At 50.6% G+C, this 24,621-nt stretch carries 25 protein-coding genes and 2 pseudogenes; 2 read left to right on the forward strand and 25 right to left on the reverse strand.

From position 1 onward, the window contains the following. Positions 1-5: 5 nt before the first annotated feature. The 11 genes and pseudogenes from FGQ85_RS08365 to FGQ85_RS18350 form a co-directional block, all read right to left on the reverse strand. On the reverse strand, positions 6-488 hold the full coding sequence (locus tag FGQ85_RS08365) for a hypothetical protein (protein ID WP_118425536.1): 483 nt from the start codon (positions 486-488) through the stop codon (positions 6-8). 65 nt (positions 489-553) lie between these two features. Further along, positions 554-2,746: a PcfJ domain-containing protein gene (locus FGQ85_RS08370; RefSeq protein ID WP_138373207.1), complete on the reverse strand. Its 2,193-nt coding sequence runs from the start codon at positions 2,744-2,746 to the stop codon at positions 554-556. Between the two features lies 1 nt (position 2,747). Then, positions 2,748-3,293, reverse strand: coding sequence for a hypothetical protein (locus FGQ85_RS08375; protein ID WP_138373208.1), 546 nt, complete (start codon positions 3,291-3,293; stop codon positions 2,748-2,750). A gap of 11 nt (positions 3,294-3,304) precedes the next feature. Next, positions 3,305-4,363 carry a Cas9 inhibitor AcrIIA9 family protein gene (locus FGQ85_RS08380; protein ID WP_138373209.1) on the reverse strand — a complete coding sequence of 353 codons (1,059 nt, stop codon included), beginning with the start codon at positions 4,361-4,363 and terminating at the stop codon, positions 3,305-3,307. Continuing rightward, positions 4,353-4,604: a hypothetical protein gene (locus FGQ85_RS08385; protein WP_058963802.1), complete on the reverse strand. Its 252-nt coding sequence runs from the start codon at positions 4,602-4,604 to the stop codon at positions 4,353-4,355. Before FGQ85_RS08385 ends, FGQ85_RS08380 begins: the two co-directional genes overlap by 11 nt. Before the next feature lie 10 nt (positions 4,605-4,614). Then, positions 4,615-5,784, reverse strand: coding sequence for a YodL domain-containing protein (locus FGQ85_RS08390; RefSeq protein ID WP_347563078.1), 1,170 nt, complete (start codon positions 5,782-5,784; stop codon positions 4,615-4,617). Between the two features lie 357 nt (positions 5,785-6,141). After that, positions 6,142-6,393: pseudogene (locus FGQ85_RS19160) on the reverse strand (CHC2 zinc finger domain-containing protein); the annotation flags it as partial. Positions 6,394-6,431: 38 nt separating this feature from the next. Then, positions 6,432-7,520, reverse strand: coding sequence for a hypothetical protein (locus FGQ85_RS08395; protein ID WP_087221589.1), 1,089 nt, complete (start codon positions 7,518-7,520; stop codon positions 6,432-6,434). A 68-nt stretch (positions 7,521-7,588) separates the two neighbouring features. Beyond that, a complete protein-coding gene (locus tag FGQ85_RS08400) occupies positions 7,589-9,862 on the reverse strand; it encodes an ATP-dependent RecD-like DNA helicase (RefSeq protein ID WP_087221587.1) in 2,274 nt (757 codons plus the stop codon). Positions 9,863-9,878: 16 nt separating this feature from the next. Further along, entirely contained in the window at positions 9,879-10,943 is a 1,065-nt protein-coding gene (locus FGQ85_RS08405; protein ID WP_138373210.1) for a lambda-exonuclease family protein, read from the reverse strand. Positions 10,944-10,945: 2 nt separating this feature from the next. Next, positions 10,946-11,101 (reverse strand): hypothetical protein, encoded by a 156-nt coding sequence (locus FGQ85_RS18350; protein WP_171027920.1) that lies wholly within the window; start codon positions 11,099-11,101, stop codon positions 10,946-10,948. A 775-nt stretch (positions 11,102-11,876) separates the two neighbouring features. On the opposite strand from FGQ85_RS18350, the gene FGQ85_RS08410 reads away from it, so the two are divergent. Continuing rightward, on the forward strand, positions 11,877-12,077 hold the full coding sequence (locus tag FGQ85_RS08410; protein WP_006573960.1) for a hypothetical protein: 201 nt from the start codon (positions 11,877-11,879) through the stop codon (positions 12,075-12,077). A gap of 57 nt (positions 12,078-12,134) precedes the next feature. After that, complete coding sequence (locus tag FGQ85_RS08415; RefSeq protein WP_058963807.1) at positions 12,135-13,364, forward strand: site-specific integrase; 1,230 nt, start codon at positions 12,135-12,137, stop codon at positions 13,362-13,364. A 146-nt stretch (positions 13,365-13,510) separates the two neighbouring features. Here FGQ85_RS08415 and lysS read toward each other — a convergent pair whose 3' ends face one another. The 14 genes and pseudogenes from lysS to FGQ85_RS08480 all read right to left on the reverse strand — a co-directional run bounded on the left by lysS (position 13,511) and on the right by FGQ85_RS08480 (position 24,404). After that, positions 13,511-15,025 carry a lysine--tRNA ligase gene (gene lysS, locus FGQ85_RS08420; protein WP_138373211.1) on the reverse strand — a complete coding sequence of 505 codons (1,515 nt, stop codon included), beginning with the start codon at positions 15,023-15,025 and terminating at the stop codon, positions 13,511-13,513. A gap of 52 nt (positions 15,026-15,077) precedes the next feature. Beyond that, on the reverse strand, positions 15,078-15,560 hold the full coding sequence (gene greA / locus FGQ85_RS08425; protein WP_118636986.1) for a transcription elongation factor GreA: 483 nt from the start codon (positions 15,558-15,560) through the stop codon (positions 15,078-15,080). 173 nt (positions 15,561-15,733) lie between these two features. After that, positions 15,734-16,696 (reverse strand): tRNA dihydrouridine synthase DusB, encoded by a 963-nt coding sequence (gene dusB / locus FGQ85_RS08430; protein ID WP_138373212.1) that lies wholly within the window; start codon positions 16,694-16,696, stop codon positions 15,734-15,736. After that, the gene (locus FGQ85_RS08435; protein ID WP_087169183.1) at positions 16,693-17,052 is read right to left on the reverse strand and encodes a DUF6145 family protein; all 360 of its coding nucleotides are present in this window, start codon (positions 17,050-17,052) and stop codon (positions 16,693-16,695) included. The genes dusB and FGQ85_RS08435 overlap by 4 nt, the downstream gene beginning before the upstream one ends. A gap of 27 nt (positions 17,053-17,079) precedes the next feature. Beyond that, positions 17,080-17,874: a biotin--[acetyl-CoA-carboxylase] ligase gene (locus tag FGQ85_RS08440; protein ID WP_138373213.1), complete on the reverse strand. Its 795-nt coding sequence runs from the start codon at positions 17,872-17,874 to the stop codon at positions 17,080-17,082. A gap of 187 nt (positions 17,875-18,061) precedes the next feature. Continuing rightward, the gene (gene argF, locus FGQ85_RS19165; protein ID WP_330680231.1) at positions 18,062-19,000 is read right to left on the reverse strand and encodes an ornithine carbamoyltransferase; all 939 of its coding nucleotides are present in this window, start codon (positions 18,998-19,000) and stop codon (positions 18,062-18,064) included. A 525-nt stretch (positions 19,001-19,525) separates the two neighbouring features. After that, positions 19,526-20,101 (reverse strand): annotated as a pseudogene (locus tag FGQ85_RS19170) (patatin-like phospholipase family protein); the annotation flags it as partial. Between the two features lie 284 nt (positions 20,102-20,385). Then, positions 20,386-21,057, reverse strand: coding sequence for a cell wall hydrolase (locus tag FGQ85_RS08450; RefSeq protein WP_242959022.1), 672 nt, complete (start codon positions 21,055-21,057; stop codon positions 20,386-20,388). Between the two features lie 525 nt (positions 21,058-21,582). Next, positions 21,583-21,846, reverse strand: a complete 264-nt coding sequence (gene rpsR, locus FGQ85_RS08455) for a 30S ribosomal protein S18 (protein ID WP_048620576.1) — start codon at positions 21,844-21,846, stop codon at positions 21,583-21,585. A 17-nt stretch (positions 21,847-21,863) separates the two neighbouring features. After that, positions 21,864-22,319 (reverse strand): single-stranded DNA-binding protein, encoded by a 456-nt coding sequence (gene ssb, locus FGQ85_RS08460; RefSeq protein WP_087169180.1) that lies wholly within the window; start codon positions 22,317-22,319, stop codon positions 21,864-21,866. A 19-nt stretch (positions 22,320-22,338) separates the two neighbouring features. After that, entirely contained in the window at positions 22,339-22,626 is a 288-nt protein-coding gene (gene rpsF / locus FGQ85_RS08465; protein ID WP_087169179.1) for a 30S ribosomal protein S6, read from the reverse strand. Between the two features lie 105 nt (positions 22,627-22,731). Next, positions 22,732-22,923 carry a DUF951 domain-containing protein gene (locus FGQ85_RS08470; RefSeq protein WP_087169178.1) on the reverse strand — a complete coding sequence of 64 codons (192 nt, stop codon included), beginning with the start codon at positions 22,921-22,923 and terminating at the stop codon, positions 22,732-22,734. Positions 22,924-22,942: 19 nt separating this feature from the next. Then, positions 22,943-23,839, reverse strand: a complete 897-nt coding sequence (srtB, locus tag FGQ85_RS08475) for a class B sortase (RefSeq protein WP_138373214.1) — start codon at positions 23,837-23,839, stop codon at positions 22,943-22,945. 154 nt (positions 23,840-23,993) lie between these two features. After that, the gene (locus FGQ85_RS08480; RefSeq protein ID WP_087169176.1) at positions 23,994-24,404 is read right to left on the reverse strand and encodes a sugar transporter; all 411 of its coding nucleotides are present in this window, start codon (positions 24,402-24,404) and stop codon (positions 23,994-23,996) included. Positions 24,405-24,621 lie beyond the last annotated feature (217 nt).

The following is a 24,621-nucleotide window of genomic DNA, read 5'->3' on the forward strand; positions in this document are numbered from 1 at the left end:
TCCTTTCACGCCGCATAGAGCCAGACCACAAGCGGTCGGTTCAAGTCGGCAACCACATAATTTTTCCGCACATGAACTGGGCGGAAATTTTTGTCAAACTCACATTGCGTACTCTGTTCAATACGCCCGCCGGTCTTGGCCAGATATTCCCGGAACATGCGCAGGATACACAGGCGTTCTTTTAGCGTATCGCTCTCCCTGCATAAAAGCTGTGGGCAATACACATATCCTCTCGGATCGTTTTCGAGAAAGAAGCCATAGGTTTTGTAATAGTGGCATCCTCGCGCCCGTTCCCGCTCGATATGCTTAACATAGGCTATACCAGCCTTACCGCCTTGAGTCAGACAGAGATAGCCCATTTTCTGACGCTGTTCGTCTGACAACAAGATCTGCTCCATTTTCTGCCCCGGTAATCCTTTAAAAGCCCGGAAACTCTCGGGCGCATACTTGTAACCGCGAATCTCGTACTTAACTCGCTTTTTTCCCATTAGAGCCCTCCATTCTAAAGAAATAGGCCGGACGCCCCAAAGGACGCCCGGCCATTGAACCTGTCTCACGCGGCAGCAGGGAGTGCCTGCGTCTGCATGACTTCCGTATTTTCCATCAAATCGGCCAGCAGTACCTCTGCCAGCAGACGGCCGGCAAGATGCCCGGTGTGAATGATCACACGGTCTTTCTGCATCTGGATGAATTCCTCCTTCCGCAGCTCACGGCTTCGCTCAGCCAGCTTCAGGTCGCGGCCGGTAAGGCGGGCCGCTATGACCTTCTGCCATTTGAGCAGGAATTCTGTTGCCTGTTCAATATCTTCATGCTGCCGGTCAAACAAAGTGCGCTTCTGACGCACTGTTCCATCCGGTTCAATCTCCAGAGTGTAGTAGGGATCGTTAGGTTCATCCGTCCGGCGCAGGAACAGAATGAAGCTCTCCCGGCGTTCCATGCGGTCATAGTACCGTTCATCGGCGCCATCATTGCCGACACAGTGGTGAAGCATCCGCCCCTCCTTGATGATTTCAAAGATGTTCTGGGGCGCAAGCACCGTGTAGTCGTCATCGCTGTAGGCATATTTTTTCTGCAGCTCCATGCAGATAGCATTGACATGGGGGTATTTCGCCGCCATTTTCTCCGCCTGTTCTTCCAGGCTCCCGGTTTCACTCTGAATGACCAACTCATCGTGCCGCTGCCGCAGTTTGCGCACGCGGTAGACGATTTCATCACTGGTGTCATAGTGCAGCCGTTCTGCCATAGCAAGATAGTCCTGCCATGTAATCAATGCCTGACGGCAGCTGCCATCAAAATACTCTTTTTGCCGTTCCAGATAATTTCTGATCTGCACCAGACTCATTCGGTCTGCGATAAACACCAGATCCCTGGGGCTGATCCGTTCTTTTTTGCTCCAGCGCAGCATTTCATCCGTGATACGCTGTCCGGTCCGCTTCTCAAGCTGCAGCCAGGCCAAAGTCTCTGTGTCTCCGTCCAGCTGGCGCAGGCGGCGGAATTTTGCGGAGTCCAGTCCCAGAGCGCGGATCAATCCCGGCTCGTCCGGATGTAGCACCACTTTCTGCACATCATCGCAGAAGTGGAAACACTCGGCTGTCAGCCGCGACAATCCAGCTTTCCAGATTTGCTCCATCTTGGGGATTTGTTTCCAGACCGCCAGATATTTCTCAGGATCTGTGACCGGATGGCTTCGTATCCACTCGACCAAACCGGTCTGGCGGAGTTCCTTTTTCCCCAGGCTGGACAAAGTCTTTCCATACACCCGGCCGGCCTGGTCGCCAGCATAAGCGTAATAGCAGGGACTCCCCTCGATCCATCGTACCTCCCGCTGGCAGTACATTCCCCAGTAATAGGAACGGATCTCGCCGCTGCGGTCATAGATCGAACGCCGGAACTCATGCCAATAAGGCTCGCTGTGCGGCAGGATATTCTTTCGATAGGTTCTGTCTACCTGGAATTCCCGGATGACAAAACCATCCCTGCATCGCTGAACCAGATAGGCATAATACCGGTCTGTTTTGAAGTAGCCTGCGCGTCCCAGGGCCTTGAACATTACGGGATGCCGGCAGCGGGTGCAGCGCCCTTTTTTGTTGTGATAGGGATGCCCGGAAATGGGCACCTCCTTCCCGCAGAAGGTGCAGTAGCCTGTTTTAGCGCCGCCGCGCTTGTAGTGGTAAAATATAAAATTTTCCCGCACGGCCACCTTGTCGGCCCAGTGCGCCCAATCCTTGGGCAGTTCAGGCACTTGGGCAAGATCCTTGTCCCAACAGTCGGTAATCCGCTTGTGGCGTTGCTCCAGCTGCTCATCCCGCACATTCCGTTGAAAGTCAAGAATGCCGAGGTCACCACCGCGCTCGCCGGAAAAATAGTCTTGAATCAGGGCAGCATCTTCCTCGCTGGCCCAGCAGGTAGCGTAGTAGTTCCTGCCAGGCCATTCCAAACGGTCCAGTTTTGCATCCCGCCACTTTTTCTCCAAGTGATCGTAGGTCAGAAACTGGCGCTGTTCCTTGTCGAGAAACACCTCATAGACAGGGTTGTTTCCATCCAGCCGCAGATGATCCGGCAGGAAAAAAGCGGCTTTCAGAATGCCATTCTGCACCAAACAGTTCATAAATGCGAAATAGGTGCGGGTAGTATAGGTGTGACCGTAATAAGTCGTCTCCTTTTTTGGCTCATCCGCCAGAGCCACTTCTTTCATCTCCTGCGATGCCGTCAGCACCGGCATCGCTTGCAGTATGGATTTCTTCAAATTAACTCACCATCCTTTTCTCAAGATCCACCCCATACCAGACATTGGGCAGAAGTGTCTTTCCATCAATGGTAGCCACCACGATCTGCTGGATGCTGCCGGTGGCCGGGTCCTCCTTGGCAAAGGCCAATACATCACCCTTCCGGCAGCCTTTGGCTATGGGGTCGGCACCGCGGACTACCGCATAGCCACCCCACGCTTCAGCCCTGTCCTTCCGAATATGCTTGTTCCACTTCCGCTTGGGGTGGTCTGCCATAAAGGCGAGGCCGTGGAGGAACAGTTCTTCTTTCGTCAGCCGTTTAAGGACAGTCAGCTCGGTACAGGAGATCTTGGAATCCACTTCGTCCTCGTCGATGTCCCCGCCGGCGTTGACGATGTAATATTCCGAATGGTCTACATCGCCGTAATAGCTCAGGCAGTCCAGGGGGTCCTCCGCACAATGGAATCCATTTTGGCGGCAGTTGGCCTTTTCCGTCACATTGAGGCCCATCTGAAACTGGTAATCAATGCAGATCATGCCGGGCCGAAAACCTTTATATGCAATCATACGCTGCCTCCTCAGCCTGCCTTTGCCATACCAAAATCCATCAGGGACATCTGGCCGTCGGCAGCAGGCTTCTTTTCCGGCGCCGGCTTGGACTCCGGCTTTTTCTTCTCGGCAGGCTTTTTTTCGGCCTTCTTTTTCTTGGAGGACTTCACGGAAGACTTGCCATAGTAGGGGCGGGGGACAAACTTTTCTTCCTCCTCCTGGTCCTCCTTGGCATCCGCATCACGGAAGTAATCCTCGGACCACTGATAGCACAAATCATCCGGAATATCGCAGCCATACCCTTGGCTGCCCTGTCCCGGCTGGATGCCGTTTGCTTTCAATTCGTCCTGAATGTACTCCCATGCCTTGCGGCTGATGTACTGGAAGCAGTGGACCATTGTTTTCTTCGGGTGCATGGTGAGACGGGCAAATGCCGGGTCTTCCAGGCACTTGGTCTGGATATACTCCGACACGCATTCCTTCATATTGCGCCGGGTCAGCTTTTCCACATCGCCGCTGACCCGCTGCATGGAGGCAGCCACCACCTCATCGTCGCTCATGGCGGCCAAGCGGTCCATCTGCTCCTGCAGGGCTTTCTTCTTTTCTGCCTGTTTTGCCTCCCACTCAGCTTTTCGTTTGGCTTCGGCAGCCTCATGCTCAGCACGGCGCTGTTCCTCGTCAGCGTCCGCATTGGAGGTATCAGCCTTGGCAGGCTCCGCCTGACCCTCATCGGCATTGTCCTCCTCATCGGTTTCTTCTGCGGGAGACTCTGCCTCGTCAGGCTGTTCCAGCTCTTCCGGGGCCTCATCCAAATCCCCGTCGTCCTCAAAAGCAGGCTGCGGCGCCGGCTCTGCGGCAGGCGGTACGGGCTGACGGTCAGCCGGCGGCACCGGCAGCTCGTCAAAGTTCTCCCCGTCCTCAAAAGCGCACTCGCGGGTGAGCGAGGCGGCAGACGGTTTGCGGCCTTCCTGCATATCCAGCGACATTTCCGAAAAATATCCCATAATAAACTCCTTTCCGTTGACAAAAATGGCATGGATCAGGATAAAACCTGTTCCATGCCATCGTTTACCTGTGTCACAGCACATAGAGTAGTGTGCTGAAGCTGTCGAAACAGTAACATATCACATTGGGATACTGCTCCGACCACTTTTTGATCCTGTCCTGCACCTCCTGGGCTTTCCGCTGGGCCGGGCCATTCCACGGCGGCGGGACCGTCACCGTAAAATATCCCTTATCCGTGCGGGGCCGCACATCAGCGTTCAGATGGGCGCATTGCTCCAGAAGCGCCAGAAGTTGCCCTCTCTTCGTCTCATTCACAACAACCATTGAAGCCTCTTTATGTCCCTTCTTTGATGTCCTTTTTGGCAAGCATGGGGGAAAACTTGACCTGCGGAAATTCATGCTCCCCATTGACATAGTAGTAGATCCTTCGTGGAGAATGGTCCAGTTCTACCACATCAGAGAGCGCCATTGGCCGCCCGTGGCAGCCCTCCGGCAGTTCCTCCCGGCAGTCAGCAAACAGGCGCTTCAAAATCTCTGCGTCGCTCTGTTCCACCGGGCAGTAGACTTCGCCAGACCCGGCCATGCGGTACATGGCGGCGGGCGGCTGTTCATAGCCGGCCTTTTGCAGCGCCGCAAGTTCCTTGAAAGCAAATGGGATCGCTTTTTGCTCGTCCAGTTCCAACTGATAGAGCACAAATCTCTGTTTCCGCCGCTGGGGTTCCAGCAGGGTGCCGAGGGCATCCCTGCCTTGCCGCAGGAAGGTTTCATGTTCCTCTCTGGTCAAACCAAGATACTCCGTCAGGCAGGTTTTGTTTTCAGCCAAGTGCTGCCATAGTTCGATGCAGTCCTCAATATGCGCCAGTTCACACAAACCGCGGAGGTACTGCGCCTTAAAACTAAGTCTATCGATCTCCTTTCTCCGTTGATTTTCCCGGCGAAGTGCCAGCTGCCAATCGTCAAATCCCTTATAGTTGGGATTCCAGGTCAGCCTCCGGCAGTTCATGCCATACTTCCGGGCCGTCAGATAAATTTTCGACGCCCCGGCCATCGTCATTTGATTGTTGTACTTGTCCATATCGTGGGCTTCAATGATTTCCTCCGTGCCGTTCTGCGCCAAAAGGGCAAACAACGGGTCCAGCGGGCTGGTGTTGTTGGCCCCGGCAATCGCGGCAAAGGTGCGCCCGGTCAGACAATGGGAAATATCTGCTTTCAGCAGCCCCTCGATCACATAGACCACCCGGGCGGATGGGTCACCGATCAGATGTACCGGGCTGCCGGAGCCTGTCCCGTCTGTCTTTGAGGAAGAGGAAAACCAGATGTACTTGGCCCCCGGTTTCTCCGGCGGGTCATCCTTGTGTTTCAGCGGCACATCCAGCATGATCTGGAATCCCTGCAGCCGCCCGTCAAAGCCTACGGCGGGGATCAGAATGCCGGAGGTCTTCTTATAAAATGCCATTGTCCAATGGCCGCTGTCGTCCCGGTAAAATCCGGGTACGCCCTGCACCCTGCAGCCCTGCCTGATCAGCCGGTCCGTGATAGAGCGGCATAAGAAGGGCGGCGGGGTACTCTTAAAGCCCAGCGCCTCGATTTGTTCATCAGACAGCCCACGCTTTGGTGAGCGCAGATGTTCCCGATGTGCCGGCCGCAGCGTAAGCTGGGCCAGCAGTAGGGATAGCGTCTGGTGGATCTCGGCCGGGCTGGCTTTGTCCGACTGCGGCACAGTTTTTCGCTCGGAAGAAGAATGACCTGCAGCGGCCGCCCGGGCCCCCGAAGATGGGGACCCGGTGCTGACCGGCTGCTGTTGGGCTTCATTCCCGGAGCGTGCGTGTTCCTCGTGGGTATTGTCACACAGAGCTTCTGCAATTTCCCAATAAGCGTCAGAGGTCGTCGTGTGATTCAATTTTGCATATAGCGCCAGCATTCCGCCATGTTCGTCGCAGTGATTGCACCGCCAGACATTTTTGACGAAATTGACATTCATCCGCCCGCGGCGGTCGCCGCAGAACGGGCAGTCCACATAGACGCTGTTTGCCTGCTGGCGCCTGACCCGCAGGTGCAGCAGTTCCACAACTTCCATGATACCGAAGGGAAATTCATCCGGGTACGAGCCCATCTGTCATTCCTCCCTTCATGCCCTCGCCGGCGGCCATATCAGCCGGCCTTTTGAAGCGAATCCAAAACCAGCTGTGCGGCCGCGCGGACCATGTTGTTCTTGCTCTTGCCCGGGATCAGGTAGTACCGCAGATTGACAGGCCGCTTCTCAGCCACCTGGGCAATCGTCATGCCCTTGCAGATGCCATCGTCTACGATGACCTGCTGGGCCTGTTCCAGCGTCATGACCTGCAGAATATCCTCCATAGGCGTGTCCTTCGTGTAAGAGGGGGTATCCACCGCAGTATCCGCCGCCCCGGCAGCGTCATCTTCGGGCTGCATAGGCTCGGCGGCAGGTTCGGATTCCTCCGTGTGCTGGACCGGCAGCTCCGTTACATTGCCGCGGACAGGCAATTCATGCGACTGTTCGCTCTCAGCCACCGGCTGCTCTGTCTTTGGCGAAGGCCCAACCGGGAGCGTATCGAATGTCCTCTCAGGCTCTACCGGCAGGTGCTGCTCCACCGCTTCCGAAGCAGTGCTTTCCTTCGACGGGGCCGTTGTCACGGTTGCCGCCTTTTCGGCCTCAAACGCCCTCTGCGGCGTTTTGATGGGGCTGGCAGGGGATTTCACCTCAGCAGGCGTATCGCCCTTCTGCGGGGCGCTGTGGGGCTTCTGCGGCGGTGTCGTGCGTGCCGTCGGCCCGGCAGGCGGTTCTGCGGCCTTTTTGACAGCCGCTCCGGAGCTTTTCTCCATCAGTTCAGCCTGGGCGCCGGCGCTGATCAGCTGGATGCCAAAACCGGCGTCCGTAAGGGCCTGACTCAGCGCCTCATTCTGGGCGGCTTTTACGAAATCGCGGCTGTCCTGAGTAGTCTGCTGGGCCGTGCTCATACTGAACGGCTCCGCGTCACTGCGGTCCAGAAACACCTTGGCCTCAAAAATCGCCATTTGCTCTGTGATCCGCAGCGCCGTCAGACTCATACGGCCATTGGGATGGGCCATGCGGAACCAGAGTTTCTGATAAGGCAGATCCAGCTTCAAGGTGTCCTTGGTGCGGCGGAGGAACTTGAGCGGGTCAAAGCCCGGCACCTTGTTCAGTTCAGAGGCCGCAGGCACAGCTTCGTACATCGTTTTCGCATTGTTTTCGTTCATGTTATATACTCCTTCCTGTGTAATAAATAGGAGACGCCGGGCAATTTTCTGCACCTTGCGCCTCTTTTTTAACCAGCGTATTTCAGTTCTTCTTCCAGAGCTGCCGGGACCGGGATTCCGGCCCGCTTGGCATAGGCCTTATAGTACATACCGATGCGCGTGCCCAGAAGCGTATTCCGCTTGACGATTTCATTCCGGTGGATCGCCATAAACAGCACCTGCTTTTGGCCGATCAGCACCACGCGCTTTTTGGCTCGGGTGATGCCGGTATAGAGCAGGTTGCGGTAGAGCATGACGGTGTGCGCTTTCAAAAGCGGCATGATGACCGTTTCATACTCAGAGCCCATTGCCTTGTGGATGGTGGTGGCGTAGGCAAGGTCCAGATTGACCATATCCTCTACGCTGTATTCCAGTTCTCGGCCCACACCGAAGTCCAGACCGATACGCTTGCCATCTTCATCGTCTTTGATATAGCGGATAAATCCCAGGTCGCCGTTGGACACCTTGGCGGTGTTTTTGGTCTGCATGATCCGGTCGTTTACCCGGAACACTTTGACGCCGATTTTGATTTCTTCCTCGGCAGAGCGGAACGGGTTGACCACCTCGCGGATGGCCTCGTTGAGTTGTTCCGCCGACGCGGCGCCTTCCGAACGGAAGGGGGACAAAATCTGCACCCGGTCAATGCCGCTTTCCGCGATTTCCCGGCAGTAACGGGCGATGATCCGCTCCGCGGCCTCTGCCTGGTTATCGCTTGCCATAAATACAAAGTCCGGCCCAAAGTACAGCTTGGTGTTGCCCTCGTTGATAAACTTGGCGTTATAAGCAATCAGGCTGTCCTTGGACTGGCGGAAGATCTGGTCCAGTACCGTGACGGGAATCAGGCCGCAGTCGATCAGTTCGCGGAACACATTCCCGGCGCCCACGCTGGGGAGCTGATCGGGGTCGCCCACAAGAACGACACGGGCCCCATCCTTGATGCGGGAAAAAAATTTGTCTGCCAGCCACATATCCACCATAGAAAACTCGTCCACGATGATCAGGTCCGCCGACAACGGCTCCTGCTGTCTGCTGCGGTTGGCGTCATCTTCTTCACTGCCAAGGCCCAGGCCGCTGTGGAGCGTCCGCGCCTTGTCAAAGCCAGTGCTTTCCGCCATGCGACGGCTGGCACGGCCGGTCGGTGCCATCAGAACGATTTCACCTTTCGGGTGCAGGCGGCGGTAGACTTCCAAAATGGTCTTGAGCACCGTTGTCTTGCCGGTGCCGGGAGAACCTGTGATAATGGACAGGCTGTGGCGGTAAGCCGCGTAGACCGCTGCCTCCTGTTTGGAAGACAGCACAAGCCCCATTTCACGCTTGACCTGCTCCAGCGCCTGCTCAATGCGCTCCGGCGCAGACGGCTCTATTAGCCGCATGGCAATACGCCGGGCCGTTTCATCTTCCTGTGCGAATGTGCGGGGCAGGTAGATGTTATCTTTGACGGATACCACCTCGCCATGAAGAATCATGTCCTGAAGCACATCCGCGACCTCCTGTTCATGAAGCCGGAGAGACGGGACGGGGATTTTTGCGTTGAGAAGCCGAAGAGCCTCCTTCCGCAAAGCTTCACCAGGCAGGAACAAATGTCCTTTGCCGCCCTTGCTGTCCTCCAGCGCCCAGAACAGTGCGCCTTTGACCCGCATGGGGTCATGCAGGTCGCCGCCGTTTTTCTGAACGATGGCATCTACCCGGAGAAATCCAAAACCGGACACCTGGCAAAGTTCAAAGGGACTCTTTTTCAAGATGTCCACGCTGGCGGGTCCAAAGTGCTGGTAGATCTTCAGAGCCGTTTTCGGCGTGATCTTGAATGGGGAGAGCAGCGTCATCAGGTCTTGGAGCATCCGGCTCTCCGCATACGAGGTTTTGATGTCCTCCAGCTTGCTTTCCGTAATGCCCTTGACCTCCAGCAGCCGCTCGGGATGGTTTTGCAGAATATCCAGCGTTTCCACGCCAAACCGGGAGACGATCTGCGCGGCAGTCGCCGGCCCGATGCCTTTGATGAGGCCGGAGGCCAGATAGCCTTCCACGCCGTCCTTGGTCTTGGGAACGATCTCACGCCACTGTTCCACCTGAAGCTGCACACCATATTTGCCCTTTGTCCATTCGCCGTCCAGTTCCAGCTCTACCGCGTCCGTGCGGGGCAGTTCATAGCCCGTCGCAACAAAGCGGATCAGATGATCTCTGTACCGGCGGGTGGAACGAGCCTCCTGGGGCACCTCCTTATCAGCGGTTTTTACGCTGATGATGCAGAACCTGTTTACGGGGTTGTGGTAGATCGTCCCGTCATAAGTTCCTCTATGGATCACTTCTTTTTCCCTCCTTTTATGCCGCCTCGCCGTCACACTTGACTACGAACCGGCGTGACACTGAGACAGTCACATATTGTTCGTAAATGTCCGGGTGGTCCAGCTTCAACCGTTTCAGATTATCCTTGTCGATACCAGGGGTTCGCACCGGATTGTAGGTGACGGTATAGTTCACCCCATCCTGCTGGCAGATGGCTTTGCAGCTTTTCCCCATTTTGGCAATGATGGCAGCCTTCAGCCGCTTCATATCTTCCTCGATTTCCTTTTTGCCTGCTTCTGCGCCTTTTTTCTGCTCTTGGAGCTGGAGAAAACGCATCAGCTTGGCCGTCAGGGGCAGGTCGAGTGATACAGCGGGGGCCTCCTTGTCAGCGGGGCCAGTGTACCGGCGCACGCTCTCGATCACGAGGTCGCCATCTTCGGTGTAAGGCGGCGGCGTTCTGGTAAGCACATGATTTTCCCAGAAATTCTGCTCCAGGAAAATCATCTCATCCTCATAGGCCAGATCTCTCTGCATATCACGGATAATGCTTTCCTGCTCGTTGTTGCCATACAGGCAGCAGAAAAAACAGCGGTCCACATCCATAACGGCCATGTAATGCCGTCCCTGGGACTCATAGTAGGCCGGAATGGTTTCCTCACCATCCAGCCACCAGTTGTCTTTGGCGTTGTAGTTTGTGGTCTTGATCTCCAGAATAGCGGTGGTGCCGTCCGGCAGTTCTACAAAGTAGTCCACATCCGCCAGCATCCAGGGATACTTCGGGTGCTGGAACATCTTTTTGATCTGATAGATCTTGTAGCCAGTTCGATGCTGGAAGATTTTCGCCACCAACGGTTCCAACAGGTGTCCCATCTCCAGGGCCACCCAGTTGTCCTCATGGTCCTCGACCACGGCAATGTTCAGCTTGTCATAAAACAGATCCCGGGCCGTCCGCCACGGTGAAATGCCCAGCAGAGCCGCAACATCGCTGCCGCCAATGCCTTTCTGGCGGTAAGCAAGCCATTCTTCTTCGGACAAGCCTGCCGTTTCCACCAGCACCCGGGGCTGATGCCGCTCTTTGACAGCCACACTGCCTGCCGGCATACTCAACACCCCCTCCGCGTCCTGCGGGGAATGACGGGCGCCCGAATCACCGGGCAATGCTTCTGTGCGGACTGGTTCAGCTTCTGGTACTGCCGCCAGATCTCCATCGGTTTCCTCTTACTCGTCAGAGACTCCTGACTCCGCTTTTTTACATTCATGTTCATACCTGCCTTTCTGTAATTTTGGTATATCCTCAAAGCCGTTTCCGGCATTTGGGCAGAAAAAAGCGAGGGTGACAATGGGCGTAACGCCTGATGTCCATAGCTGCCTATGAACCAAAGTCATCCTCGCTGACGGGAGCAAAAGTCCCGGAAAACAAAAAAAGCCAGTAATATACCGGCCCAGAGGGGCGCAGTAATACTACTGGCACAAGTACAATCTTGACTGCGTGTGCAATGCAGATTTTTCAATCCGCGGTACAGAAACTAAGTCTGTATCCCACAAGGGGAAAACGCACAAAAATCAATTACAGAAACAGTGTAACACAATATCTTGCGTTAGTCAAGGAATATCATCTATATATAGTATCTTTCTGTTGCTGAAAATGGCATTGCTCAAAAAAACTCATCAAAAGGCACAGGATTTGCAGAAATTTGGCCGCCATCTCCTATATATAGGGCGTACAGACATGGCATGGGACTCCGTAGCCGGTCTGCACGCTCTTTTTGTACCTTGACAAGCCCCATAACCTTTTCCATTGGAGTTATACAGGGATCGCGGACAGTGTGCGATGACCACATGGAGCCCGCCCACGATTGAAATACCGCACAGCGGGCCCTGGCAATACGCGGCGGAAAGCCCCGGCGCAGGAAATGGCCTTTGGAAGAGACCCTACACTTCCCGATGAATTTGAATGACTTCATTGTTTTTGTTGAAAACCTTCCACTACAAATCGTAGGGGATATATGTAATTGCAAATAAAGGAGGGCAATTATGGAAAAAAGAAAACCCAATGACCTTTCACCGGATCAGTGCTTGGCGGTCGATACGGAATCGCTTTGCAAACTGCTCGACTGCGGGCGGCATACGGCCGTTCAGATCGGCGACCTGGCCCACGCCCGCATCACCATGAATTCTCGTGTCCTTTGGAGCGTTCAGCGAGTGAAGGAATATTTGTACGAGATCTCATGCTAACAGAACCTTGCCCATTCCGGGCGCAGCAACACACAAAACATCGGGAGGTATCAGCCTATGCCAAAAGTTAGAAAAGACAACAAAGGCCGCAACCTGCGGCCAGGAGAAACACAACGCTCAGACGGCAGCTATATGTTTGTCTATAAGCTGGGTAAGAAGAAAAAGTACATTTATGATTTTGACCTTGCCAGCCTGCGGGCCAAAGAAAAAGTTCTCAACCGTGACAGCGAAGACGGTATTCGCACCCAGGAGGCTATGAAAATCACCCTAAATGATATGTTCAAAGTCCTCATGGATACGAAAATCCAGTTAAAGGCTTCTACACGGGCGAATTACGAATATCTTTGGAGCAACTATGTGAAGGATGAGCCGTTTGCCAACATTCCCCTGCCCAACATCCGAAAGAGCGACATCCTGACATTTTACACGAAGCTTTTGAAAAAAGGCTTTGCGATCAATTCCTTGGAAAGCATCAATAACCTGATTCACCCCACGCTTGAATTGGCGGTCGATGATGACTACATCCGAAAAAATCCAAGCAAAGGCGTCTACCGCTCTCTCAAAACAGAGGGAGCCGGGGCGCCCCCGAAGAAAAGAATCGCGCTGACTATGACACAGCAGAAGAACTTCCTTCGGTTCATTTCCAAGTCACCGATGTATAGCCACTGGCTGCCTGTCATGGTCGTGCTGCTCGGTACGGGAATGCGTGTTGCGGAATGTACTGGCTTAACTAAAAATGATGTGGACCTGGAGAACAACACCATCTCTGTCAATCACAACTTGATCTATCGTGTGATCGATGGGAAAGCAGGTTTTCATATCACCACCCCTAAAACGGCCAGCGGCACCCGCACCATCCCTATCCTGTATCCGCAGGTTGCTGAACAGCTCCGCACATTGATTGAAGTCATGGACACCCTCTATCCAGAAGACCTTGTGATGAATGGGTATCACGGTTTCCTTTTTAGGAATCGGGAAGGTTACTTTCTCAGTGCCCATAATATCAATCGGGCCATCCAGCGTATCTCCATCGCCTACAACGCCGAAGAAATGGATCAGGCTGAACTGGAAGATCGTGAGCCGGAACTGCTGCCGCATTTTAGCGTACATAACATGAGACACACATTCTGCACGCGGCTCTGCGAAAGCACGAACGATATCAAGTTTATCCAGCAGGTGATGGGCCACGCTGATTTTTCCACAACTATGGATATTTATACGCATATTACGCAAGAAAACATGAGGGAAAAAGCAGAGGCAATCAAGGGTAATTTGGTGCTAATGTGAAAATTGCAAAAAAGGGCAAATCCGCATAAAAAACACGGATTTGCCCTTCATTTTGGCCCGTCTGATGCCGTCTGATTTCAAGCAAAAGTTGTAGAAAAGTTGTAGTTGTAAGCCCTTTTTACTACATCTTGTGTCGTCCCGTTTCGTCAGACGCTATATATTGTGGAATTTTTGTCCAAAGGCTTCATCGTCGGGAAGAGCAATACATCACGGATGGCTGCGGAATTGGTGAGAAGCATACACATTCTGTCGATTCCAAATCCGATACCGCCTGTCGGAGGCATACCGATTTCCAGTGCGTTGAGGAAATCTTCGTCTGTTGTGTTGGCCTCTTCATCTCCCTGTGCCAGAAGCTCTTCCTGTGCTTTGAACCGCTCTCTCTGATCGATCGGGTCATTCAGCTCGGAGTAGGCATTTGCCATCTCCCAGCCGTTCATAAAGAACTCAAAACGCTCTACGTATTCCGGATTTCCCGGTTTCTTCTTTGTGAGCGGTGAAATTTCAATCGGGTGATCCATGACAAAAGTCGGCTGGATCAGGTGCTCTTCTGCGAATTCTTCGAAGAAGAGGGAGAGGATGTCACCTTTCTTATGGCGCTCCTCATATTCTACATGATGTTCTTTTGCAAGCTCTCTTGCCTGCTTTAATGTTTTTACTTCGTTCCAGTCTACGCCTGCGTATTTCTTAACGGCGTCTACCATGGTGATACGCTCAAACGGCTTGCCGAGATCCATCTCAACTCCGTTGTAAACGATCTTTGTTGTTCCAAGTACATCCTGTGCCACATGGCGGTACAGGTTCTCTGTCAGATCCATCATACCGTTATAATCGGTGTATGCCTGATAGAGCTCCATCAGAGTAAACTCCGGATTATGGCGGGTGTCCAGACCCTCATTCCGGAATACTCGTCCGATCTCATAAACACGTTCCATTCCGCCGACGATCAGACGTTTCAGATAAAGCTCCAGAGAAATACGAAGCTTGAAGTCTTCGTCCAGTGCGTTGAAATGTGTCTCAAACGGTCTTGCTGCTGCTCCGCCTGCGTTTGCCACAAGCATTGGAGTCTCAACTTCCAGGAATCCCTGAGAATCCAGGTATTTCCGGATACTGCTCAAAATTTTGGAACGTTTGATAAATGTATCTTTTACCTCGCGGTTCATGATCAGATCCACATATCTCTGTCTGTATCTTGTATCTGTATCTGTCAGGCCGTGGAATTTCTCCGGAAGCACCTGCAGACTCTTTGAAAGCAGCTGTACACTTTCTGCGTGAATCGAGATCTCTCCTGTCTTTGTCTTAAAGACAGTTCCCCTGATTCCTACGATATCACCGATATCAAACTTCTTAAAATCTTTATAGTGGTCTTCACCGATATTGTCTCTCGCAACGTAAGACTGGATGTTTCCTTCCAGATCCTGAATGTTGCAGAAGGACGCTTTTCCCATCACACGTTTCTGCATGATACGTCCCGCTACGGAAACTTCTTTATTTTCCAGTTCCTCAAAATGATCCTTGATTTCCTGGCTGTGATGTGTCACATCATATTTTGTAATCAGAAACGGGTCCTCTCCTCTTGCCTGAAGCTCCGCCAGTTTCTCACGGCGCACCTTTCTAAGCTGATTCAGATCCTGATCCTGCGCATTCTTCTGCTGTCCTGCCACTTTTTTCACTCCTTTTTTCTGTCAGACAGATATGTTCTCCCGTACGATACGGTTAAATAGAACGTTCAATCTTTAATACTGTATATCTGATATTTCCGGCCGGTGTCTCAACATCTACAATATCTCCGACCTTTTTTCCCATCAGAGCCTGGCCTACCGGAGACTCGTTGGAAATTTTGCCCTGAAGGCTGTTTGCCTCTGTGGAACCTACGATTTTAAATTCAATCTCTTCATCAAATTCGTCGTCATGTACCAGTACCGTACATCCAACGTTGATTTTTTCCAGATCTACTTCTTCTTCTACAACAACCTCAACATTTTTGAGGATTTTTTCGAGTTCATCGATCCGGGCTTCAATATCTCTTTGTTCATCTTTTGCTGCATCGTATTCTGCGTTCTCTGACAAGTCGCCCTGCTCTCTTGCCTCTTTGATCTTCTCGGCAACTTCTTTCCGCTTTACGACCCTTAAATTTTCAAGTTCATCTTCCAAAGCTTTCAAGCCCGCATAAGTCAATATTGTTTTCTTTTCTTCCATCTTGTTTACCTTCCTTACATAAATGAACTAGTACGCAGCCGGATCTGCTGCAAAAATGGTATGGAATATTCTACTTCCGTAATTTCAATATTATACATAACGCATCCCGGCATGTCAAGATTTCTGCGGGATTCCTTGCACTTTCCTCACTATTTCCCAGGCGTTTCCAGGCCCTACAGACGGTCATTTAAAAGCGCTTCCAGTTCCTCATAACTTTCGGCATGATTGATCTCATCCCGCAGTTTTGCGGAATTCGGAAATCCGGATGTATACCACGCCACATGCTTCCGCATTTCCCGGATTGCCGTGTAGTCTCCTTTGTACCGGATCTGAAGCTTCGCATGGCGCAGCATCATCTCCCGCACCTCATCCGCCGTCCGCTTTGCCGGCTCTTCTCCCGTCTCCTCGTAAGTAATCAGATCGCGGAAGATCCACGGATTTCCCTGGGCGGCACGACCGATCATGATGCCGTCGCAGCCGGTCTCCTGAAACATTCTCTCGGCATCTTTCCCGGAAGCCACGTCGCCGTTTCCAATTACCGGAATGGATACCGCCTCTTTCACTTTGCGGATAATCTCCCAGTCCGCATGTCCGGAATAATACTGTTCCCTCGTCCGTCCGTGCACAGCCACTGCGGCGCCACCGGCATCTTCGATGATTTTCGCGATTTCTACTGCGTTGACATGGTCATCATCAAAGCCCTTCCGGATTTTCACCGTCAGCGGCTTTTTAATAGCCCGGGAGACTTTCGATACAATCTCATGCACCAGTTTCGGGTTCTGCATCAAAGCGGAGCCCTCCCCGTTCTTCACAATTTTCGGCACCGGGCATCCCATATTGATGTCCAGAAACGCAAACGGAAGCTCCTCGATCCTCTTTGCGATTTCACTCATGATATCCGGATCCGATCCAAAAAGCTGCAGCGATACCGGCGGCTCTTCCGGATGAATTTCCAGAAGGCTTTTCGTATTTTTATTTCCATATAAAATAGCTTTCGCGCTGACCATCTCCATACAGAGAAGGCCCGCTCCCATTTCCCTGCACAGAAGGCGGAAGGGAAGATCCGTCACCCCCGCCATCGGCGCCAGAATGTAGCGGTTTGCCAGTTCTACGTTTCCAATGGTTAATGTTTTCATACGTTTTCTTCCTGATCCTCCTGCTCTTCCAGATCTTCTCCCATGAAGAAGACTCTGTAATAGAGCTGAAGTGACTGAAGCAGCTCCTCCTTTGTTCTCTGAAGTTCCTTGATTTTCAGGGCGCTTCCGATATCGTCAAACATCGGATCTCCCTCTTCTGACGTAACTTCAAAGCAAAGGGAACCATCCTCTTCGTATACAAGCGTAAGAATTCCGCCGACATCGTGGACATAGAGAACACACATAATCTTCAGTTCGTCCTTGATATGATCCGGAAGATTATCAAAATCCGGATTCAGATAATATTTTTCTTCATATGAATTTGCACCGCACAATACTACTTTTTCTTCGTACATCCTGCTTTTCTCCTGACATTTTATTTTCTATACATAGCCGTACACGCCGCGGACAGACACTTCCCCGGATGAAATCTCACAGATCTCCCCGCTGTCCTTTTTCACGATCAGCTCACCCGTCTCCGTGATTCCCGCAGCCACTCCGGTCCATTCCTTTCCCGGCTCCAGCACGCAGACACGCTTTCCTTCATTGACAAGAAGGGTCTCATACTCATCCTGGATAAACTCCAGCGACTTTCTTCTTGCGAACTCTTCGTACAGGCTCTCAAACTCCTGCAAAAAACGTGCAACGATCTCTTCCCGGCAGACCTCATGGCCGTACTCACATTTCAACGAAGTCGCTTTCTGCCGGATCTCCTCCGGGAACTCCGTCTGATTACAGTTGATTCCGATCCCGACGATCACATATTCCGTGCTTACACCTTTCATCCCCATCTCGGTTAGAATCCCGCAGATCTTCTTTCCATCCATAACCAGGTCATTCGGCCACTTGATCTGAGGCCTCTTCTCGCCGGGCTGGTACACTGCCCGCGCCGCCGCACAGGCCGCAAGAAGCGTCAGCATCGGCGCCTTATCCGGCTCAAAATCCGGGCGCAGAAGCACCGTCATATAAATATTCTCACCCGCAGGCGACTGCCAGGCCCGGCCCCTTCGTCCGCGGCCGTCCGTCTGCTGCTCCGCCAGAATCACCAGACCCGCACTCGCACCCTCACCGGCTGCCGCCTTCACTCTCAGATTCGTCGAATCCGCTTCGTCCAAAACCCGGATCTCCCGGCCCATCCATCCCGTCCGAAGCCGGGATATAATCTCCTGTCCGCGCATAACCAAGCCACTCCTTTACTCAGAACTATTCTTTCTTCCGCTCTGAATCTGATACTTTCCTGATGAATTATAACACACCTTTCACAAAACGCAAATCCATAAACGATTCTGAAAATTTTCATTGGGGACGGGTTCCGATGCATCGGAACCCGTCCCCAATGATAAAAATATACACCGTATTCAATATTTATTCTTCTCCGAGTGTTGCTACCATCACGGCTTTGATGGTGTGGAGTCTGTTTTCTGCTTCGTCGAATACGACGGATGCCGGGCTTTCGAATACGTCTTCTGTGACTTCGTATCCTTTGACCGCTGGCAGACAGTGCATAAATATAGTTGTGTCTTTTTGTGTCTTTTCCATCAGTTTTCTGTTAACCTGGTACTTGTGGAGGAGTGCTTTTCTTTCGTCTGTTTTTTCTTCTTCGCCCATGGAGATCCATACGTCCGTGTAAATGATGTCAGCGCCTTCGACGTCGTTTGTGTTATCGGAGATGGTGATGGTGGATCCGGAGGCGTCGGCATATTCCTGGCATGTGCGGACGAGGGAGCGCATCGGCCACAGTTCGGACGGTGCGATCAGCACGAAGTCGATTCCGACTTTGGCGCAGCCGATCATGAGGCTGTTTGCCATATTGTTTCTTCCATCGCCGATATAAACGAATTTCAGGCCTTCAAAGTACTGGAAATGTTCCTGGATGGTGAGAAGATCGGCGAGTACCTGGGTCGGATGGTAATCATCGGTCAGCCCGTTCCATACCGGGACTCCACTGTATTTTGCCAGCAGTTCTACGTGGGAGTGCCGGAAGCCCCGGAATTCGATTCCGTCAAACATTCTTCCGAGTACCCGTGCTGTATCCTCCACGCTTTCTTTATGTCCGAGCTGAATTTCATTACCGCTTAAATAGGTAGGAAATCCTCCTTCGTCATTTGCAGCTACCGTAAAGGCGCATCTTGTTCTGGTGGACGGTTTTTCGAAAATCAGTGCAATATTCTTTCCTTCCAGCGCATGGCCCCGGATTCCTTTTTTCTTTTTTTCCTTCAGTACTGCCGCCAGGTTTACGAGATAACGGATCTCATCCGGCGTGAAATCTTTCAATGTTAAAAAGCTTCTTCCTTTTAAATTCATGTTCTTCTCCTCCCTGATTCCTGCCAATATATGGATAAATCCCGGTAATCCGGGTTCTCCTTTCATCTTCTCATATTTCATATGCACAAGTGTCGCGAGTTCATCTTCTGTATAAATCTGATATTTGGGGATCCGGAAATATTTTGCGCTTGCTTCCAGCATGGACAGATACAAGGTCTCATCTGTCGCTCCCAGCGGAACTTTGAGCACAAATTTGATTTCCCGTTTTTCTTTTTCCCGGAGGCCGGAGAGCATCTGCTGATAGTCCTCTTCTGTCCTGTCTGTGTCAATGTAGTAAATCAGGCCTTTCAGCCCGTAAATCACCCGTTTCGCATCATAGTATCCGATTTTCAGATTCTGTCTGCTGCGTTTCCCGTGAAATTCCAGAATGCTTCCCAGACTGACTCTCGGCGCGATCTCATACACTTTCGTATCCTCATCCAGATGTACCCGAGGCTCCCGCCCCGGTCCGTAAATCCGCACGGTAATAATGTTCTTATAGCCGCGTTTCACAAGCGAATTCAGCGGTACATTATTGATTACCCCTCCGTCCAGATACGTTTTCCCATGAAGCGGTTCGTTTTTAAAACCGAGCAGATAGGCGCTTGCCAGAAGAAAATCTGCAAGCAGCCCTTCCGGAATCTGATCCAGTGTAAGATCTAGTTCTTTCATATCTGATACGGAAAATGTGAGAAGGGAAAAATCAATCCCTGCATTCCGGATTTTTTCTTCATCCAGCACCTGATGAATCAGCTCTTTCAGAGGCGTCACATCAACTCCGCCGTCTTTCAGACAGCTCATCAGCTCTTTTATGAGTTCCCGTACTGTAACTTCTTTCTGAAAGAAACGCTCCATCCAGTTATCATCCACGTCCATGACTTTTGAAAATGTCATTTCTTCCCAGACACGTTCTGCTTCTCCTACATCTCCCATACAGATCAGCGCTCCATTCAGTGCGCCTACGGAAGTTCCTGCTACCCCTCTGATCCGGACCCCTGCCTCACGAAGTGCCTTCCACGCCCCAATCTGGTATGCGCCTCGTGCTCCTCCACCGTCCAGCACAAGCCCGTATTCTTTTGATAAATCGATCACAGGTTTCATTCTTTCACTCCTTATGCATTATAATACTCTTTTTTGCATAAAATTACAATCTATATTTTCAACAATCTTTTTCATTTTTTTATCTCTTTCTTGTGTAAAACATGGATCTATCAGCTTTTCACCGATTTTCCCACCAGGTTTTCCGCGGCATGATTTCATGTATTTTTATAAATCCATGCTGCTTGTATACAATTATAAGCCGTTTCCAATTCCCCGTAAAGCAAAAAAAGAGTTTCTTCCTAATCAGAAACTCTTTTTTGAAATCTATCTTTTCTTTCTAACCCCTAGTGGAACCAATGTGCTCCAATCTTGATTCCTGCATTTACTCCGTCCCCGAAATGCAGCGCGTTTCCTACCGGGCTGACGCCTGAAAGTGCGTCTACCGCTGCCTGACGGCAGGATGATGGAATATTTCCGGATGCCAGTACCCGGTCAAGCTTTCCTGTCATCGCCGGTCCGAACTGTCCGCTCTGGTAAATAACTCCTCTCAGTGTGCTTGCATATCCTGCTTTCAGACGGTTCATTACAACAGCTCCTACTGCTACCTGTCCGTCATACGGCTGGTTACCCGCTTCGCAGTAGATCAGCGCAGCCAGAAGTGTCGTGTCCGCCTCCTGAGCCAGCTTTTTCTGACGTTCTTCTTCAGCCTTTCTTGCTTCTTCTGCTTTTCTGGCCTCCTCAGCTTTTCTCGCTTCCTCAGCCTGTTTTTCCGCTTCTGCTTTCTGCTGTTTTGCGGTTTCTGTATAAGTAAGAAAACTCTGTGAAACATTCTGCGCAGTTTCGGCATCCGCTGTCACAACAAGCTTTGCGCCCTGCGGCTCCTCCGGAGCAAATACGGAATTTCCATCAGCTGCAAATACCTGAACACTCATGCTCGCTGTAAGGATCACCGCCGAAAGAACTCCTGCGACCGCACCTTTCTCCAGACGTCTTCTATGACTGTTCCATGTTTTCATTTTTGTCCTCCTTTAATTATCCGCAGACTTCCTTCTGCGTCTTCCTCATTCTCAGTCCCTGTATCAATCGAACATAATATATATTACGTTCTGCCGCTTTTGTTTATTACAAATATTACGAATTTGTTACATCTTCTTGCGACGGTGTTAATAATAGCAGAGTTTTCTTTTTCTGTCAACCTTTGCACCTATTTTAGTACATTTTTGAAGTATTTTAACGATTTTTTCAATCGTTTTTTATGTATTTTGTATATTTTTAATTGTCCGACAATTACGAGTATTCCTATACTATTTTCCACTTTTCGACAATTTCTGCAAATAATGCCAACTTCACTTTGTCACAATAACGTAATATATATTTCTTTTTTCTGTCGTATTTTTTACATTTGTTTCTTAATAATTTCGAAAACAGCTTTGCCCGAGTGCGCATCCCGCGGAGCGTTTTTGTTTACCAGGGAACGAAGTTTCCTGGTAAACAAAAAAATCCCGAAAGCTTTCGCTTTCGGGATCTTTCCTTATCTCTACTTATTCCTGAACGTATGGCATAAGAGCGATGTGTCTTGCTCTCTTGATTGCAACTGTCAGGGCTCTCTGATGCTTTGCGCAGTTTCCTGTGATTCTTCTCGGAAGAATCTTTCCTCTTTCGGAAACGTATTTTCTTAATTTTGCTACATCTTTGTAATCGATCTCATTGTTTTCTTTTCCACAGAATACGCAAACTTTTTTTCTTCTGCGGCCTGGTCTTCTTCTCATCTGAGAATCCGGTTTGCTTGTTTTATCGTAAGCCATTGTTCTTACCTCCAATACTAATTAAATGGTAATTCCTCATCAATTCCATCCGGGATGTTCATAAATCCATCACCCGCATCCACACTTGGTGCCTGCGGTGCCGGTGGAACCGGGCTTGCCTGATAACGGCTCTGATTTGCTTCACTCGCGCTCTTGCTTTCTGCAAATTCCTGCTCTTCTACGACAACTTCTGTCGTATAGACCTTTACGCCATCTCTGTTCGTATAGCTTCCTGTCTGGATGCGTCCACAGATCGTGATACGCATTCCCTGGCGGAAATACTTCTCCGCGAACTCAGCTGTTCTTCCGAATGATACACAGCTGATAAAGTCTGCCGTCTGCTCTCCATCACGCCGGAACCGTCTGTCGACGGCCAGTGTATAACGGGCAATGGCCAGCGGGTTTTCCCCGCCCTGAGAATAGCGGACCTCAGGATCTCTTGTCAGGCGTCCCATTAAAATTACTTTATTCATATATTTCCTCTTTTCTTCTTTATGCTTCCTGTTTCACGCATAAATATCTGAGCACGTTGTCCATAATACGGATTCTCTGTTCGATCTCGCCCGGAGTCGTTGCATCAGATTCGAAGTGGATGAAATAATAATATCCTTCTTTCATCTTCTGAATTTCGTAAGCAAGTTTTTTCTTACCCCATTCATCAACGTCAGTAACATTGCCACCGAAACGTGTGATTAACGCTTTCACTCTTTCGATTACATCTGTTCTGGCATCGTCTTCGATTTTTGCATTGACAACAACAGCTAATTCATATTTGTTCATGTCACTTGCACCTCCTTATGGTCTTTTGGCTCCCGGCTCCCCGGCCGGGGACAAGGATAAATAATATATCACGGTGTGTTATTTTAACATTATCCCGCGTAAGTTTCAAGCCTTTTTTTGAATTTCTTTCGTATTTTTTTCCACGATTTTCCTGGAAATCATGATCTGATGTCCGCAGCCGCAGCATTTCAGCCTGAAATCCGCACCCACCCGCAGAATCTCCCACTCAAAACTGCCACACGGATGTTTCTTTTTCATCCGGATCTTATCGCCCACCTCATACTTGATCTCTGACATATTCTTCCCTCTTTTCCTGTCAGTTTACTTCCACCTGGTATCCCTGTACAATCAGACGTTCTTCATTATTTGCTTTTGTACATGTCGACAGTGTCACTACTTTTGCATTGGACGGAACTTCCACCCCTGTATCATAAAAGGAATGTTCCTTTGAAAATGCCAGAAACGACTGGAATGCCTCGTCATTTTCAAAGACTGTCTGATACGCGTCTGATGTATCATTAACCTCTCCTACTGCAAAGATCTGATATTTCAGTTCTTTTCCATCCGGTGTATAAATGTAAAAATACGGATAGGATCTATAGAATTCCTCATCCTGATATTCCTCCAGTTTTCCAAACATGGATTTACTGTTCATTCTGTGCCCGTATATGACACTGTTTTTGTCCGTCATATCCTTATTATTGGAAACGTTCAGGAAAATCGCGCCATAGGTGTTCGGATAGCCTGATATGGTCTTATCCAGATATTCCTGATTATCTTTTCCCTGCACAACCGGATAGCTGATGATGGACGGCTCATCAAACCGGATCCACGCAATGATGTCCTCGTTGACTTTCCAGAGCTCCTCGAAATCCACCGTGTATCTTGTGCTCTCTTCTCCCGTTCCCGCATCGGCGGAAATTCCGATCTCCTTCAGGTTATCGTACTCCTGATCTCCTTTGTGATATCCGTAAAAAATCCGGAACAGCTGGAATCCCGAAAAGCAGAACACGATAATTGCGGCAACGAGTATAATTGTGGAAAAGATTCCTCCCTTTTTCTTCTTTTTTCTTCCGCCTGTCTTCTGATTAATAGCAGGTCTTTCTTCTCTCTTTTCTTTTGTTCCGGCTTCCCCTGCCCCGGATGATGCCCTTTTCCGGGCTTTTTCTTCCTCAAGCCGTTTTTTTCTATCTTTAATGCGGTATTCGTCCATGTAACCTTACCTCTGTCTGTTTTATTTTATCATCAGGGTTTCTATATCGTACAGTTTCTAGTATAACGTATTTTTCGCAATAGAAAAAGAGGATGTTGCAGAAAATGGACTCTCCTTTTCCGCACATCCTCCCGGCCCGTTCTGTTTTCCTGTCTTAGAATGGAATTTCCAGATAAATATCCTTTCCTTCTTTGATCGAAATCACAAGCTTGCCTGCTCCTGCAGTCACCCTGGCTCCCTCTACAGAAACCTCCGGTGCCGGAGCTGCCTGCTCTTCTTCCTCTTTTTCCGGCTCCTCTCCTTCATCCGCGCCCTCGACAACGGCATCGATCACATCTGCTGTCACCGGTGTCAATGAATCACATGTCTTGATCAGTTTTGCGCCAAGGATCTGATGAATCTGAAGGCATCCGTCCAGATTCAGAAGGCCGCTTTCAACCAGCTCATCAAAAATAGCCGGATCTTCCAGATTTTCCGGTCCTATTGTAATGCCTTCCTCTGCCCTGCAGCAAAGTACTGCAGGATCATGAGCATGCTGTTTTGCTGTTTCTGCTGTGATAGACATATCTATTCCTCCTTCATAATTCTGTTTCTTTCATCTTAGTCCTGTTTATCACTGTTTTCCAATACATTCTTTCTATATTTTAGATCATTTTATCAAAAATGTCGATACCCCCGCCCCTCTCCATTTACGAATTTAATATAATGATGTTGGGGTCGAAACTATATAATTAGTTGTGCCCTGTACCTATAGTACCTTGAAAAATTCATATTTTGTAGTA

Source organism: Pseudoflavonifractor sp. BSD2780061688st1 E11 (assembly GCF_005844125.1).
Lineage (GTDB): Bacteria > Bacillota > Clostridia > Lachnospirales > Lachnospiraceae > Sellimonas > Sellimonas catena.

Bases quoted from the DNA above. Each gene is read 5' to 3' on its own strand.
- FGQ85_RS08365 (WP_118425536.1), bottom strand. From the start codon at position 488: ATGGGAAAAAAGCGAGTTAAGTACGAGATTCGCGGTTACAAGTATGCG.
- FGQ85_RS08375 (WP_138373208.1), bottom strand. From the start codon at position 3,293: ATGATTGCATATAAAGGTTTTCGGCCCGGCATGATCTGCATTGATTAC.
- FGQ85_RS08380 (WP_138373209.1), bottom strand. From the start codon at position 4,363: ATGTGCTGTGACACAGGTAAACGATGGCATGGAACAGGTTTTATCCTG.
- FGQ85_RS08385 (WP_058963802.1), bottom strand. From the start codon at position 4,604: ATGGTTGTTGTGAATGAGACGAAGAGAGGGCAACTTCTGGCGCTTCTG.
- FGQ85_RS08395 (WP_087221589.1), bottom strand. From the start codon at position 7,520: ATGAACGAAAACAATGCGAAAACGATGTACGAAGCTGTGCCTGCGGCC.
- FGQ85_RS08405 (WP_138373210.1), bottom strand. From the start codon at position 10,943: ATGCCGGCAGGCAGTGTGGCTGTCAAAGAGCGGCATCAGCCCCGGGTG.
- FGQ85_RS18350 (WP_171027920.1), bottom strand. From the start codon at position 11,101: ATGAATGTAAAAAAGCGGAGTCAGGAGTCTCTGACGAGTAAGAGGAAA.
- FGQ85_RS08410 (WP_006573960.1), top strand. From the start codon at position 11,877: ATGGAAAAAAGAAAACCCAATGACCTTTCACCGGATCAGTGCTTGGCG.
- FGQ85_RS08415 (WP_058963807.1), top strand. From the start codon at position 12,135: ATGCCAAAAGTTAGAAAAGACAACAAAGGCCGCAACCTGCGGCCAGGA.
- greA (WP_118636986.1), bottom strand. From the start codon at position 15,560: ATGGAAGAAAAGAAAACAATATTGACTTATGCGGGCTTGAAAGCTTTG.
- dusB (WP_138373212.1), bottom strand. From the start codon at position 16,696: ATGAAAACATTAACCATTGGAAACGTAGAACTGGCAAACCGCTACATT.
- FGQ85_RS08435 (WP_087169183.1), bottom strand. From the start codon at position 17,052: ATGTACGAAGAAAAAGTAGTATTGTGCGGTGCAAATTCATATGAAGAA.
- FGQ85_RS08440 (WP_138373213.1), bottom strand. From the start codon at position 17,874: ATGCGCGGACAGGAGATTATATCCCGGCTTCGGACGGGATGGATGGGC.
- argF (WP_330680231.1), bottom strand. From the start codon at position 19,000: ATGAATTTAAAAGGAAGAAGCTTTTTAACATTGAAAGATTTCACGCCG.
- FGQ85_RS08450 (WP_242959022.1), bottom strand. From the start codon at position 21,057: ATGAAAACATGGAACAGTCATAGAAGACGTCTGGAGAAAGGTGCGGTC.
- rpsR (WP_048620576.1), bottom strand. From the start codon at position 21,846: ATGGCTTACGATAAAACAAGCAAACCGGATTCTCAGATGAGAAGAAGA.
- ssb (WP_087169180.1), bottom strand. From the start codon at position 22,319: ATGAATAAAGTAATTTTAATGGGACGCCTGACAAGAGATCCTGAGGTC.
- rpsF (WP_087169179.1), bottom strand. From the start codon at position 22,626: ATGAACAAATATGAATTAGCTGTTGTTGTCAATGCAAAAATCGAAGAC.
- FGQ85_RS08470 (WP_087169178.1), bottom strand. From the start codon at position 22,923: ATGTCAGAGATCAAGTATGAGGTGGGCGATAAGATCCGGATGAAAAAG.
- srtB (WP_138373214.1), bottom strand. From the start codon at position 23,839: ATGGACGAATACCGCATTAAAGATAGAAAAAAACGGCTTGAGGAAGAA.
- FGQ85_RS08480 (WP_087169176.1), bottom strand. From the start codon at position 24,404: ATGTCTATCACAGCAGAAACAGCAAAACAGCATGCTCATGATCCTGCA.